The organism is Klebsiella sp. MISC125, assembly GCF_051131775.1.
GTDB lineage: Bacteria > Pseudomonadota > Gammaproteobacteria > Enterobacterales > Enterobacteriaceae > Klebsiella.
On sequence record NZ_CP180448.1, the window covers coordinates 5,583,843 to 5,598,418 of the forward strand.

Sequence of the window (14,576 nt, forward strand, 5' to 3'; positions counted from 1 at the left end):
CCTTACAGGCTAACGCGGGCCAGGCGACGGGCGTTCCGGCGCTGTAACCAGTTGATTAATGGACGACGAATCGCCTCTCTCCAGCGTTCGCTGCGCCCCGGATGGGTGACGATGCGCGCTCGATAAAACGAGGGGCACAACACGGCGGCATGCGACACTTCGCCGCACAGGCCGCAGCCGACGCAGCTGTTGATCACCGTTGCGACCGGGTCGGTGCGCAGTGGATCCGGGTTCGGTTTAATCGACAGCGACGGACAGCCGGAAAGACGAATGCAGGAGTGGTCGCCGGTACAGGTGTCGCTATCCACGCCGAAGCGCTCCGCCACCACGCGTTTGCCGCTCTCCAGCGCTTTACGCACCTGCTGCTTTTCGCGGCGCTGGCGGTTGAGCATGCATTCGCTCTGGGCAATCAGCACCTTCGGGCCCGGCGTTTTGCTGGTTAAAGCGTCGCGCAGAGTAGCGGTCATAGTTTTCAGGTCGTAGGTGCGACGCACCGTTTTCACCCATTTCACGCCAACGCCCTTCACCGCCTGCTCAATAGCGTGACCGGTACTGCGGGTGGCGTTTTGCGCGGTGGACGACAGAATGTCCTGTCCGCCGGTGGCCGAGGTGTAGCTGTTGTCAACCACGATGGTCAGGTTGTTGCTCTGGTTAAATACGCTGTTGGCGATGCCGCTGGTCAAACCGTTGTGCCAGAAACCGCCGTCACCCATCACCGAGATGGCGCGCTTGCCGTCTTTGCTATTGAGCGCCGCAGCTCCCGCGCCGCCCAGGCCGTAGCCCATGGTGGTATTGCCGAGATTAAACGGCGGCAGAATCGAGAACAGATGGCAGCCGATGTCGGCGCTGATGTGGTGCGGGCCAAGCTCGCGCTCAATCAGCTTCATGGCGGTAAAAATCGGCCGCTCCGGGCAGCCGGTGCAGAATCCCGGCGGGCGAGCGTGAATCGCATCAGCCAGCGCAGGCGGCGCGGCGTTGACGACGTCCGGCATCACGTTGGCCAGCGGAATACGCACCTGGCGCGCGGCTGCCAGGGCATCCGGCTCCAAACGATCGTAACGTTCAAAGAAGGCGCGCAGCCCCGCCAGCACGGTGGCGGTGTTGTACTCGCCGGCCAGCGGCAGCAGGTCTTTACCGTGCAGTTTGGCGCTTAGCCCCTTCTGGCGCAGGATGTTAGCAATATTCTGTTCAACGAAGTTCGGCTGTCCCTCCTCCAGCACCAGCACCGCACGCTTGTTGCAGCAGAACTCGTCCAACTCTTCTTCTACCAGCGGGTAGGCGACGTTCATCACGTACAGCGGGATTTTGCTGTTGCCAAACACATCGGCCAGATCCAGCTGGTTAAGAGCGCGAATCAGCGTGTTGTAGTTGCCACCCTGTAGCACGATGCCAATATCATCGGCGTCAGAGGAGAAGAACTCGTTCAGGCGACGTTCGCGAATGAAGCGCACCGCAGCAGGCCAGCGCTGATCAACTTTCTCTTTTTCATGCAGGAAGCTGGCGGGTGGCAGCACGATGCGGCTGACGTCGCGCTGCGGATTTTCCAGCGCCTGTTTCACCGTAAACGCCGGAGCACGGTTTTCCGAGGTGACAAACTGGCCGTGAACGTGACAAGAACGAATGCGCATTTGCAACATCACCGGGGTGTTGCTGGCCTCAGACAGTTCAAAGCCATCCTTCACCGCCTGCACGATGCACGGCAGGTTCGGGCGCGGGTCGAGCAGCCACATCTGCGATTTCATGGCGAACGCATGGCTGCGCTCCTGCATGATTGATGAACCTTCGCCGTAGTCTTCGCCGACGATAATCAACGCTCCGCCCAGCACGCCGCCGGAGGAGAGGTTGGCCAGCGCGTCGGAAGCCACGTTGGTGCCAACCGTCGCCTTAAAGGTCACCGCGCCGCGCAGGGGGTAGTTGACCGACGCCGCCAGCGTCGCCGCCGCGGTAGCTTCGCTGGCGCTGTTTTCAAAGCGAATGCCATACTCGTCGAGGATCGGTTGGGCATCGGCCAGCACGTCCATCAAGTGGGAAATAGGCGCGCCCTGATAGCCAGCCACGTAGGAGACACCGGATTCCAGCAGCGCTTTAGTGACGGCCAGAATACCTTCGCCGCTAAATACAGAACCTGCCGGTAAAGTCAGTTTCTTTACCTCTTCAACAAACGAACGTTCAGCCATCACAACCTCACTTTCATTTCAATTTGGTCTGATTAACTTGTAAGCAACGTGCGAAGGAGGGGCAATCCATGATTTGTCATGGAATTGTCATTTGTGCGGAAGATGGATAGCGATTGCAGAAGGGGGATAAAAATGGGGATGGGTGAGGGTTAACGCACCGTAATTTAAAAGCGTGTAGGCCGGATAAGGCAACGCCGCCATCTGGCACTGTGCGCCGAATTGCCTGATGGCGCTGCGCTTATCAGGCCTACCATTTTACCGTTTCGGCAACAACATCACCGTCACCGCCGCGACCAGCGACACCAGCGCAAACGCGCCAAAGTTCCACGACAGCGATAGCCCGCTGCTGGCTATCCACGCGCCAAACAGTGGCCCGCTCATCGCGCCGATACGCGCAAAGCTCAGCGCCCAACCGGTGGCCGCCGCGCGGCTGTTGCCCGGATACCAGGTCGCCAGATAGCCGGTCAAAATAAGCGATGCAGAAATACTGCCGACACCTGCCAGCGCGGTCAGCAGAATGTTGACCGGCAGCGAGTGCGGGAACATCAGCGCGCAGATGCCCGCGCCGCCCACGAGGTAAGAAAGCGCCACCGCCCGCTTCGCGCCGATACGATCGGCAATGCGCCCGAGGAACAACCCGCCCACCGCCGAGGCGAGGCTAAACACCACCAGAAACAGCAGGCTCGGCCCCAGCGCATAGCCGCTTTTGCGCATGATGCTCGGCAGCCAGGTGTTGAGACCATAGACCAGCAACATGCCGCAGAATAAGGCGACCCAGAAGCAGGCCGTGGCGCGCAGATAGTCGCCCGAGAACAGCAGGCTGCCGGTTTTACGCCAGCCCTCCTGCTGCAGACGCGGCGTTTCCGCTTCCGGCAGCGGAACGCCGAGACGCGATGACAGCTCACGCGCCTCAATCATTCGCCCACTGCTGACCAGATACTCTAGCGACTCCGGCAGCAGGCGCGACATCGGCCACAGCACCAGCAGCGGCAGTGCGCCCACGCCAATCACGCTGCGCCAGCCGAAATGGGGAATCAGCCACATCGCCACCAGTGCCGAGCACAGAATGCCCAGCGAGTAGCCAGAATACATAATCCCGTAGTTGTAGCTGCGCCGCTCCGGCGGCGAATATTCAACGGTCAGCGCCGCCGCCACCGGGATCACCCCGCCCAGCCCCAGCCCGCCGATAAAGCGCGCCACGCCGAACAGCAGCGGCGTCGGCGCCCAGGTAGTGGCAATCATCGAAAGCGAGAACAGCCCGACGCACAGCAGCAGCATCCGCCGACGCCCGATACGTTCGCTCAGAGAACCGGCAGCGAATGCGCCGAAGAACATTCCCACCAGCGCGTAGCTACTGAGCGCCCCCAGCTCCAGCGGCGTCAGCCCCCAGCCAGCGTCTTCCGCCATACTGGAAAGCACCGCCCCCATCACGCCAACATCATAGCCTTCAAATAAAATACTCAACCAGCACACCAGTAATACCCGGCGGGTCACGGCGTACGGACGCACCGCACTCTTTGTCATCGCAATGGTCATGGCAAACTCCGGTTAGTGGACACACCATCAGCGATAAGAAAAGTGGCGCAAAGGATCAATCCTCCCTCCGTCGGCCAGCAGTTATATCTGCACAAGCCGGATAATCACCGCGCAAAATGGCATTTCTCCGCCCTCAGCGATAACAAAATCTGCGCGATCCATCTCTCGTTATCGGAATTTGCTCTGACATAACTTCTGAATTCCAGTTAACGTGTATGCGTTAGCAAGTTGTTAATGGAATGTTGATTAAAGCAACGCGTTCGCGTATGACGGCCAGAAATCAACAACAGGCAGGACGTTTCACCTTTACGTCGTCTCCACGAGGAGTCTGTTATGTTGATCAACGATATCGTCTCACCGCGCCTGTCCGCTGCGCTTAGTCATCTCAATTCGTCCGCCAACTTGCTGTTTACCTCCGCCACGCTGGAGCAAGCAGGTGCCGTCGTAGGACGGATCTTCAAACCTTGCCAGGTGGATCTGGTCGATCGCGGCGCACGCGCCGACGTGCGGATGCACCACATTCCGATGGGTGAAATCTCACTTAACCGCCTGCGCTACAGCTCGCGGGTGGATATCGCGCCGTGCCTGATGAAGGATTTTTTTCTGGTGCAGATGCCGCTGCACGGTAGCGCCACAGTGGTGAGCGAAGGTCAGGAGATCCTATCCGGTCCGCAGCTGGCCACGGTGATTAACCCGGAAGACGTCACCCGTATGCGCTGGGAGCCTGGCAACGATCAGTTTCTGCTGCGCATCTCCCGCTCGCTGCTGGAGAACATGCTGGTCGGCCAGCTTGGCCAGCCTCTGAACGAACCGCTGCGCTTCGAGACCGCGTTTCGCTGGCAGGATAATCCGGCGTGGTGTGCGCTCATTGGTTATCTGCTGGAGTGCGCCAGCCAGGGGCTGGACCTGGAAAAACACCGTCTGATTCGCCAGCAGATGGAGCAACTGGTCGCCACCACGCTGCTCAATAGCCACCAGCATAACTACCGCCAACCCGCTGACAGCAAGCGTTCCAGCATTCGCCCGGCCCACGTCCGCCGCGTGCAAGAGTACATTCACGCCCACGCGCACGAAACGCTGAGCGCGGAAGCGCTGGCGGGGATTGGCGGCGTTAGCCTGCGTGGACTGTATGCGGGGTTTAAAAATTTTCTTGGCGTCAGCCCGATGCAATATCTGCGAGATACCCGTATGGAGCGGGTGCGTGCCGAGCTGCTTTCCGGCGAGGTAAACAACGTAACAGGCGCTGCGCTGCGCTGGGGATTCGCCCATATGGGGCGCTTTAGCGCCGAGTACAAAGCGCGCTTTGGTGAGACGCCCAGTCAGAGCATGCGTAAGCGCTAACCGGCAATATACTCGTCATACTTCAAGTTGCATGTGCGTTGGCTTTCCTCGCTCACCCCAGTCACTTACTGGAGTAAGCTCCTGGGGATTCCCTGCGTCGCCGCCTTCCTGCAACTCGAATTATTTAGAGTATACACGTCGTGCTTCAAGTTGCAGATGCGTTGGCTGCGCTCGTTCCTGCAACTCGAATGACTGCGTGTATTTGTGTTGAAGTTATTCGCTAATCAACGCCAGTACGCGTAACGGGCTACCGGAACCCTGCTCAATTTTGAGCGGGGCCGCGATAATCACCGCACCGCGCGTCGGTAATTGATCGAGGTTGGTCAAGCATTGCAGGCCATATTTATTAGCGCCGTGCATCAGGGTATGGCAGGGATAGGGCACCGGCCAGGCGTAGGATTGCCCGGCGTCGGTGTTAATGGTTTCCACGCCAAAGCCACGTACGTTGCGCGCTTCAATCAGCCATTCGACGGTTGCCTGCGCCGGGCCTGGCGTGTGGGCGCCATCTTCGCGCATGTTGAGGAACGCCGCGCCGTCATCAGCCTTTTTCGACCAGTCGGTGCGGAATAGCACCCAGGCGCCTTCCGGGATCTTCCCGTGCTGTTTTTCCCAGCTTTCCAGGTAATCTACCGACAGGATCCAGTCCGGATTTTCCGCTACCTCGCGGCTGGCATCCACCACCACCGCCGGGCCGATGAACGCCGCAGGGTTGATGGTATCAACGGTATTTTCATGATGCTCACGACCGCTCACCCAGTGCGCCGGCGCATCAAAGTGAGTGCCGGTGTGTTCGCTACAGGTAAAGTTGTTCCAGTACCAACCGGGGCCATTTTCATCGTAGTGGGAAATGGTCTCTTTTTTAAAGCCCCAGGCCTGGCCGAACTGCGGCGGCAGCTGCAGCGTCGGGAAGCGTTCGCTCAGCGTTTGCGTTAAATCGACAATCCGGATCGCGCCCTGAGCGATCCCCTCAGAAAATTCAGTCAGCAATGCTTTGTTCATACGCGGTCACCTGTTTGGGAAATTGAAATTAACAAACAAGTAACATTGTAAGCAGGCCCGGCAAACGCTCTATCCATTTCCTGAAGCTGTTATCCAGAAAGTGAAAAAACTTCCGTTGGCGTTACATTCCTGGGAACTGGCTCTTAAAATTGCCCAGTAGCGTATAGAGCTGATCTTTTTCTTTCACCGGCAGAGCGGCCATCAGTTCGTTCAGCCAGCCCTGGTGCGCCGCCGCCATCAGATCAAACTGCTGTTTGCCGGACGCGGTCAGTTTGATCCGACACGAGCGACGATCGTTGGGATCGTACACCCGCACCGCCATGCCCTCTTTTTCCAGACTATCGGCAAGCCCTGTAATGTTGCCGCCCGTCACCAGCATCAGTCGCGACAGTTCGCCCATCTTGATACCGTCCGGGAAGCGATCCAGCTGCGCCAGCATATCAAAGCGCGGCAGCGTGCTGCCAAACTGCTCACGCATCCGCTGACGAAGTTCGGTTTCAATGATGTTGACGCACGATAACAGCCGCAGCCACAGTTTGACATCGCGCGAGCCGGCTTCAAGTGAAATAGCAGATACATTTGATTTCATTAATTATTTACCTCTTTTTCTCATCACATCCCAGCCTAATCATCACATTTTATTATGTGATTGCTCTCACAGGTGGGTGATTATTAAGCAATCGATATTGTTTAAGCATAAAATATTCATGTATAAAATATATACCCATTGCTTAGTTGTGTTAAGTCATCACCTACTTTCGAAAGGAGCCACCTCATGGCAAACACTAAAGTAAACCGGATCCTGAATAACAATAAGTTTAAATTGGGTTTCTTTGCAGCGAACTGCTCCGGCGGTATGGCTGTCACCAAAATTGAAGATCGCTGGAACAACTCCTGGGAAAACAACCTGAAAATGGCACAGCTCGCCGATGAAGCCGGGATCGAGTTTCTGCTGCCGATCGCCCGCTGGATCGGCTACGGCGGCGAAACCAACTTCCACGGCAACGTGCTGGAGACCGTCACCTGGGCCTCCGCGCTGCTGGCGGCGACTCGCCATATCAGCGTCTTTTCTACCGTTCATACCTCTTTTAACCATCCAGTGGTAGTGGCAAAACAGCTGGCAACGATGGATCACATCAGCCAGGGCCGCGCGGGGCTGAACGTGGTTTGCGGCTGGAACCGCCCGGAATATGAAGCGCTGGGCGGCGACCTCGCCTACGATCACGAAAGCCGCTACGCCTACGGCCAGGAGTGGTTTGAGGTGATCCGCAAACTGTGGCGCGAAGAGAAAGCCTTCAACTGGGACGGCAATTTCTTCAAGCTGAAAGACACCTACGGTCTGCCGTTACCGCTGCAACAAGACATCCCGATATTTAACGCCGCCGGTTCCGGCGAAGGGCGCGATTTCGCCATTCGCAACGCCGATTTCCTGTTCACCTCCGCAATCACCCTGGAGCGCTCCGCAAAAGAGATTGTCGAGTTGAAGCAGAAGGCCCTCGATGCCGCACGCCAGAAAGCGCTCAATATTCTGACCTTCTCCTACGTCGTCTGCCGCCCAACTCGCGCGGAAGCCGAGGAGTATCACCACTACTATTCCCAGCAGAACGCCGACTGGGCAGCGGTGGATAACATTATTCGTCTGATGTTCGAGAACGCCGAATCGTTCCCGAAAGATCAGCTCAAACTGATTCGCGACCGCTTCTCTGCCGGCCACGGCGGCTTCCCGCTGGTCGGGACGCCGGACGATGTCGCCGACGGCCTGGAGCAGTTGTATCGTACCGGTTTCTCCGGCACCACGCTGTCGTTCACCGACTATGTCAGCGAGTTCCCCTATTTCCGCGACAAAGTGCTGCCGCGCCTGGAAGCCCGTGGCCTGCGTGAGCCGTTCCGTCCGTATGATTCCGCCTCAGGAGAAGCCGCATGAGTTCTCTGTCTGCTGATGAGTTCAAACTGGGCATGCGTCAACTGACGCTGCCGGTGGCGGTGATTACCGTCCATTCCGACGAGCAGCGTAACGGTTTAACCGCCTCGTCGTTCTGCTCGGTGAGCGTCGATCCACCGCGCGTGTTGGTCTGCGTTGGCAAAAGCGCCAGCGCCCATCGCCAGCTGAACGTTGGCGAGGGGATTGGCATCAACGTGCTGGCCAGTGAACAGCTCGACCACGCCATGCGTTTCGCCAGTAAAGCGTTTCACGGCGAGCAGCGCTTCAGCCAGGGAAACTGGTATCCGCTGAAGTCAGGCGCACCAATGCTGGAAGGCACCGCGGTGAGCTTCGACTGCGTGGTGGATCAGATCATTGATGACACCACCCACAGCATCGTGACCGCCACGGTCGTCGCCGTTGAGCGGAACGACCGCGATTGTCTGCTCTATCGCAACGGTGAGCCAGTGCAGACCCGTCGTATCGCCTAGTTCCGTTCCTGATAAGCCTGGTCGATGTATTCCAGAAACGATTATTTTATACCCTAATGGATTTCGAGTTGCAGGAAGGCGGGTCAATTCCGATGTGTCGACTTGGTTCCTCCCTGCAACTGGAAAGACGGTAGGTCGTTAAAAGGTAGAAAATCATGTCCGTATCATTTACCAGGCTCTCTCGCAGAGTCGGGGGGCTTCTTGCGCTCATTTTACTGACCCATGCTCCGGCAGAAGCCGCTACACCGTCGGTGGCAGAGCCTGCTGGCATCAACCTCGGCCTGACCAGCTTTTTTGACGGCTTCCCGGCCGCCGCGCCGGGACAGCTGTCCTATCTGGGCTATTATCGCTATACCCATGCGAATGCGATTAAAGACAGCGCCGGGAATAAAATAGATGCCTTTGGCAAAAGCAATGTGGATACCTGGCTAACCAGCCACCAATTTCTCTATACCTTTGCACACTCCCCGTTTGAGAATGCCTCGCTGGGTTTAGACCTGATTATTCCGATCGTCGGCTTTCATACCGATTTCGGCGATGCTCCGGCAAAATTGCAGGCCAATGACGCTGGGTTTGGCGATATTTTTATCGGCACCTATCTGCAAATTAACCCGGTGATGGATGCACAGGGCACGCCGCTGTTTGCCCAGCGTTTTGAAATCGGCTTCAACGTGCCCACCGGAAAATATGACGCGAAGCAGGACATTAATCCGGGGGCGAACCAATGGTCGTTTACGCCAACCTGGGCCGCCACCTGGCTCTTTGCCCCGCGCGCCTCGTTAAACTGGCGTTTACAGTACCTGGTGAACTTCAATAATACCAACCCGGCCAGCAGCGCCCCGCTGGACTGGAAAGGCGAAAGCGTGCAACGCACCCGCGCCGGTCAGCTGGCCTGGCTCAACTTTGCTGCCGAATATGAAGTGGCGCCCAAGTGGCATCTGGGTATTAACGGCTATTATCTGAAGCAAATTTCCGACGATAAAGTAAATGGCGATGACCTACCAAACTCACGCGAGCAGGTATTAGGCATTGGCCCCGGGCTGATGTGGAATCATTCGGCCAATAACACCCTGACGCTAAACTTCTACACCGAAACGGCGGTGGAAAACCGGCTCAGAAACAGCGCGATCGTGAACCTGTTTTATATTCATGGATTTTAAAAAAACCAGTGCCTGATGGCGTTTTGCTCATCAGGCCCGGTCACTTCACCACTTGTCGGTCGCACCAGCATGATTGGCTGGCACGTTATTCACTCGCGTGACCGGTGAACTCTGCCGATTCTCCCACAGCACCGTCAGGCCGCGCTGAAGCGCAATAAAGACAAACAGCAGGATCCCGATGGCGATTTTGGTCCACCACGAACTCAGGGTGCCGTCGAAGTTGATGTAGGTCTGAATCAGCCCCTGAATCGCCACGCCAAACAGCGTGCCCAGCACCGTTCCTACCCCACCGCTTAACAGCGTGCCGCCGATAACCACCGAAGCAATGGCGTCCAGCTCAACGCCAACGCCCGCCAGCGCATAGCCCGCTTGGGTATAAATGGAGAAAACAATTCCGGCCAGCGTCGCCAGCCCGGTGGAGAGCATATAGATGCGAATGGTGGTACTGCGCGTAGAGATACCCATCAGATTCGCCGAGGTGGCGCTGCCGCCAATGGCGTAAACCTGATTGCCAAAGCGAGTGCGGTGGGCCATAAAAATCCCGGCGACCACTACCAGCAGCATCAGTAGACCCATCGCGCTTAAGCGACCGCCGCCGGGGATCATCCATGCCAGGCTGGAAAGGGTGTCATAGACCGGGTGATCGATGGGAATCGACTCTTCAGAAACCAGGTAGCTGACGCCCCGCAGGAAAAACATTCCGGCGAGAGTGATGATAAACGCCGGGATCTTCAGCGCATCGATCAGCAAGCCCATAAACGCGCCAAAGGCGCAGCCCATCACCAGCACCAGCGGAAACGCCACCAGCGGCGAGATCCCCCAAAAGCCGATCGCTTTGGCAAGAAAGACCCCGGTAAACGCGATCACCGAACCCACCGACAGATCGATCCCGCCGGAGAGGATCACAAAGGTCATGCCGACGGCAATGATCCCAAGGAAAGCGTTATCGGTCAGGATATTGCAGATCACCCGCGTCGAGGCAAAGCCGGGAAATTGGGTCAGGCAGTAGAGATAGCCCAGCACAAACACCGCCAGAGTGATCATTAACGGTAAATTACGTTTTATCATGGCCACGTATCCCCTTCAGTAAGCTGATAAAGCGCGGCGACTGAACGATCAGTACGCACAGCACCACCACGGCTTTGACCACCTGGTTAAGCTCCGGCGGAAATCCTGACAGCAGGATCCCGGTATTCATCCCCTGGATAATCAGTGCCCCGACCACCGAGAGCAGCAGGTTAAAGCGCCCGCCCATCAGCGAGCCGCCGCCGATCACCACCGCCAGAATAGCGTCCAGCTCCAGCCATAATCCGGCGTTATTGGCATCGGCACCGCGAATATCCGCCGCCACGATAATCCCGGCGATAGCCGCACAAACGCCGCTTAATACGTAGGCCAGCATCACCACGATGCGGGTATTCACCCCGGCGTTTTTCGCCGCACGGATGTTAATGCCCACCGCTTCAATAAACATCCCCAGCGCGGTCTTACGGGTAAACAGCCAGAATAGCGCCAGCGTAACGATGGCAATGATCACCGGCGTCGGGAACAGCAGCAGAGACCCGCTGCCGAGCCAGGCAAGATGTGGAGAATCAAATGTCACGATCTGCCCGGAAGTGATCAGTTGGGCAACTCCGCGTCCGGCCACCATCAGGATCAAAGTGGCGACGAACGGCTGGATCTTCAGTATCGCGACCAGAATCCCATTCCACAAACCGGCCAGCGCACCGGCCGCCAGTGATGCCAGCAGCACAACGGTCAGGCTATGGCCCGCCACGGTCATCGACGCCGCCGTGGCTCCGGCAATCGCCATCACCGCGCCCACAGACAGGTCAATCCCACCGGTGGCGATAACCAGCGTCATACCAATTGCCAGCAGAGCTACCGGCGCTGCACGATTCAAAATATCAATCGGGCTGCCGAACAGCCGTCCTTCCTGCAACACTATCTGGTAGAAATGCGGGGCCACCAGGCTATCAACGACCAGCACCAACAGCAGCGCAATAATTTGCGGCATCCCTTTTGGCCAGCTAAAGCGTCGTTTTGGCTGGTCGGTTTTCGGAACAGATCGAGGCATCATCGGTTACTCCTTATGCCGCAATAGCGTTCATGATCGCCGGGACGGAGAGCTCGCTCAGAGCCAGTTCCGCCACCTGTTGGCGATCGCGCATGATAATCACCCGGTCGGCATAACCCACCAATTCTTCCAGCTCCGAAGAGATAACCAGCAGCGCCAGACCATCGGCGCAGAGGGTTTCAATCAGGCGGATGATCTCCGCATGGGCACCCACGTCGATACCGCGAGTCGGTTCATCCAGGATCAGAAACTGCGGTTTGGTCAGCAGCCAGCGCGAGAGCAGCACTTTCTGCTGATTGCCGCCGGAGAGGAACTCGATCGGCTGCTCGGCGCTGGGGGTACGGATCCCCAACTGACGGATAAAACGCTCGGCAATCTCATTTTGTTCGCGCCGACCAATCGGGCGCAGCCAACCGCGCTGTGCCTGGAGCGCGAGAATGATATTTTCCCGCACCGAGGCGGCGGCGATGATGCCGTCGGTTTTACGATCTTCCGGGCAAAAGCCGATTCCAAGGCAGGAGGCCTGATGCGGCGAGCGCAGGGTTTGCGGTTTGCCTTTGATCCACGCTTTGCCGCTGTCGGCGGGTTTGATGCCGAAAATGACCTCAGCGGTTTCCGTGCGCCCTGAGCCTAGCAGACCCGCCAGGCCGACGATTTCCCCGGGGCGAACCTGCAGATTAAACGGGGCGATGGTGCCTTTTTTGCCAAAACCCTCGAAGGCGGCAACCGGTTTGTCGCTTAGCAGAGTGCGGCCCGCACGCTGCAGGGCGTTATGCTCCAGCTCGCGGCCCAGCATCATTTTCACCAGTTCAATTTGCGGCAGCTCGCGGGTTTCCCGACAGCCGACGAAGCCGCCATTACGCAAAACGGTGATCCGGTCGCTGACGGCATAAACCTGGTCGAGGAAGTGGGTGACGAAAATCAGGCTGACGCCGCTATCGCGCAGTTGGCGCATCAAGGTGAAGAGCATCTCCACCTCCTGGGTATCCAGACTGGCGGTGGGTTCATCAAGAATTAAGACTTTTGCTGACAGATCGATCGCCCGACAGATAGCAACAATCTGCTGCATCGCGACCGAAAAGCGGTTGAGCGGTTCGCGCACGTCGAGGGAAAAACCGTAGGATTCCATTAGCGCCGTGGCGCGCTTTTCCATCTCTTTGCGCCGCAGCAGGCCAAAACGCCGTGGTTCACGACCAATAAACAGATTATCCGCCACCGACATATTCGGCAGCAGGTTCACTTCCTGGTAAACGGTGCCGATCCCCAACTGCTGGGCATGGGCGGTATTCTTCGGCGAGATCTCCTGACCTTCCAGCCAGATGCTGCCGCTGTTGGCATGGTAAACACCGGTCAGCGCTTTGATGAGCGTTGATTTTCCAGCACCGTTTTCGCCGAGCAGCGCCATAATTTCACCACGCCGCAGGCTGAAGTTAACGTTATCCAGCGCTTTCACGCCGGGGAAATACTGGCAGAGCCCCTCAGTGCGGAGGATTTCCAGGTTGGTTTCAGTGGTCATGCTGCGCTCCCCCTCACCCTGGCCCTCTCCCCGAGGGTGAGAGGGAACATATTGTGCCCAACTAGCAACCCGCACCGCCCGACTCCCTCTCCCTTTCAGGGAGAGGGTTGGGGTGAGGGTATCAGCCGCTTAGTAGCCCATATTTTTCTTCTTCTCTAACTCTTCTTTCGCCGTATCCGGTAAGTAGAGCGTCGATTTGGTGATGGTCACTTTCTCCGGCAGAGTGCCGTCTTTTTTGTATTTCTCCAGCGCGTCAAACGCCGGGCCGGCCATATTCGGCGTCAGCTCTACGCTGGCGTTCGCTTCACCGGCCATCATCGCTTTATAGATATCCGGCACGCCGTCGATAGAGCCGGTCAGAATATCTTTACCCGGCTTCAGCCCGGCCTCTTTAATCGCCTGAATCGCGCCGATCACCATGTCGTCGTTATGGGCGTAAACCATGCAAATGTTCTTGCCGTTATTTTCCGCTTTGATAAAGCTCTCCATCACTTCTTTGCCTTTACTGCGGGTAAAGTCGCCGGACTGGGAGCGGATAATTTTTATATTGGAGGCTTTAGAAATCGCTTCAGCAAAGCCTTTCTTACGGTCAATCGCCACGCTGGCCCCGACGGTGCCCTGTAGCTCAACGACGTTACACGGTTTACCGTCAACGGTTTTCACCAGCCACTCGCCAATCAGCTGGCCTTCCAGCACGTTGTTGGCGGTGACGGTGGTCATGTAGAGATCTTTGTCTTTAACATCAATAGAACGGTCGAGCAGGAATACCGGGATTTTTGCTTCTTTCGCTTCTTTTAGTACCGGTTCCCAGCCGGTCGCGACCACCGGGGCAATAAAGATGGCGTCGACGCCCTGAGCAATAAAGGAACGTACGGCTTTAATCTGGTTTTCCTGTTTTTGTTGGGCGTCAGCAATCTTCAGAGTGATGCCGCGCTTGGCGGCTTCCTCTTTCGCAACGTTGGTTTCAGCCGCACGCCAGCCGGATTCAGAGCCGACCTGAGAAAAACCTACGGTCAGAGGGGCAGCCATAGCCATAGACGACATAGCTGCGGAAACTGCTGTGACAAGAAGTAAGCGCTTCCACATAAGAGGATCCTCGTAGGGTTATTGTTGGTTAAAGCCTCACCTGCGGACAAACTATAGACAATCGGAGATGTAACTGAATGCGTTACATCACACTTCAAAAAAGTTAATCAGGTGTTAACTGACGTGATTCACGGCAGTAGAGAGCCGGTGAGGCTTCGCGACCTACGCCATCCTCACCATTTATGCCGGAATTTTTCACACTTTGAGATATCAAGCATATGCGATGAAAACGGTTACATAAATTTATTCAGGATGCAGCTATGTTTATGGAT

12 protein-coding genes are annotated in these 14,576 nt (G+C 57.1%); 4 read left to right on the forward strand and 8 right to left on the reverse strand.

Annotated features, from left to right (window positions below; all coding sequences use genetic code 11):
• Positions 1–2: 2 nt before the first annotated feature.
• Positions 3–2,177 (reverse strand): thiamine pyrophosphate-dependent enzyme, encoded by a 2,175-nt coding sequence (locus tag ACMYSL_RS26125; RefSeq protein ID WP_434660456.1) that lies wholly within the window; start codon positions 2,175–2,177, stop codon positions 3–5.
• A 255-nt stretch (positions 2,178–2,432) separates the two neighbouring features.
• Positions 2,433–3,713: an MFS transporter gene (locus ACMYSL_RS26130; protein WP_434660458.1), complete on the reverse strand. Its 1,281-nt coding sequence runs from the start codon at positions 3,711–3,713 to the stop codon at positions 2,433–2,435.
• A 333-nt stretch (positions 3,714–4,046) separates the two neighbouring features.
• On the opposite strand from ACMYSL_RS26130, the gene ACMYSL_RS26135 reads away from it, so the two are divergent.
• The gene (locus ACMYSL_RS26135) at positions 4,047–5,054 is read left to right on the forward strand and encodes an AraC family transcriptional regulator (protein WP_182235816.1); all 1,008 of its coding nucleotides are present in this window, start codon (positions 4,047–4,049) and stop codon (positions 5,052–5,054) included.
• Between the two features lie 213 nt (positions 5,055–5,267).
• On the opposite strand, the gene ACMYSL_RS26140 is transcribed toward ACMYSL_RS26135, so the two are convergent.
• On the reverse strand, positions 5,268–6,053 hold the full coding sequence (locus ACMYSL_RS26140; protein WP_289179133.1) for a cyclase family protein: 786 nt from the start codon (positions 6,051–6,053) through the stop codon (positions 5,268–5,270).
• A 121-nt stretch (positions 6,054–6,174) separates the two neighbouring features.
• Complete coding sequence (locus ACMYSL_RS26145) at positions 6,175–6,642, reverse strand: MarR family winged helix-turn-helix transcriptional regulator (RefSeq protein WP_434660460.1); 468 nt, start codon at positions 6,640–6,642, stop codon at positions 6,175–6,177.
• 186 nt (positions 6,643–6,828) lie between these two features.
• Here ACMYSL_RS26145 and ACMYSL_RS26150 point away from each other — a divergent pair, with 186 nt between their 5' ends.
• The 3 genes from ACMYSL_RS26150 (at position 6,829) to ACMYSL_RS26160 (ending at position 9,625) form a co-directional block, all read left to right on the forward strand.
• The gene (locus ACMYSL_RS26150; protein WP_434660462.1) at positions 6,829–7,977 is read left to right on the forward strand and encodes an LLM class flavin-dependent oxidoreductase; all 1,149 of its coding nucleotides are present in this window, start codon (positions 6,829–6,831) and stop codon (positions 7,975–7,977) included.
• Complete coding sequence (locus tag ACMYSL_RS26155) at positions 7,974–8,465, forward strand: flavin reductase family protein (protein ID WP_182235808.1); 492 nt, start codon at positions 7,974–7,976, stop codon at positions 8,463–8,465. The genes ACMYSL_RS26150 and ACMYSL_RS26155 overlap by 4 nt, the downstream gene beginning before the upstream one ends.
• 155 nt (positions 8,466–8,620) lie before the next feature.
• Positions 8,621–9,625: a SphA family protein gene (locus ACMYSL_RS26160; RefSeq protein WP_434660464.1), complete on the forward strand. Its 1,005-nt coding sequence runs from the start codon at positions 8,621–8,623 to the stop codon at positions 9,623–9,625.
• 45 nt (positions 9,626–9,670) lie between these two features.
• Here ACMYSL_RS26160 and yjfF read toward each other — a convergent pair whose 3' ends face one another.
• The 4 genes from yjfF to ytfQ all read right to left on the reverse strand — a co-directional run bounded on the left by yjfF (position 9,671) and on the right by ytfQ (position 14,304).
• A complete protein-coding gene (gene yjfF, locus ACMYSL_RS26165) occupies positions 9,671–10,693 on the reverse strand; it encodes a galactofuranose ABC transporter, permease protein YjfF (RefSeq protein WP_182235804.1) in 1,023 nt (340 codons plus the stop codon).
• A complete protein-coding gene (gene ytfT, locus ACMYSL_RS26170; RefSeq protein ID WP_434660468.1) occupies positions 10,680–11,705 on the reverse strand; it encodes a galactofuranose ABC transporter, ATP-binding protein YtfT in 1,026 nt (341 codons plus the stop codon). Before ytfT ends, yjfF begins: the two co-directional genes overlap by 14 nt.
• Before the next feature lie 10 nt (positions 11,706–11,715).
• Positions 11,716–13,218 carry a galactofuranose ABC transporter, ATP-binding protein YtfR gene (ytfR, locus tag ACMYSL_RS26175; protein ID WP_434660470.1) on the reverse strand — a complete coding sequence of 501 codons (1,503 nt, stop codon included), beginning with the start codon at positions 13,216–13,218 and terminating at the stop codon, positions 11,716–11,718.
• 129 nt (positions 13,219–13,347) lie between these two features.
• Positions 13,348–14,304, reverse strand: coding sequence for a galactofuranose ABC transporter, galactofuranose-binding protein YtfQ (ytfQ, locus tag ACMYSL_RS26180; RefSeq protein WP_064356162.1), 957 nt, complete (start codon positions 14,302–14,304; stop codon positions 13,348–13,350).
• Positions 14,305–14,576: the final 272 nt, after the last annotated feature.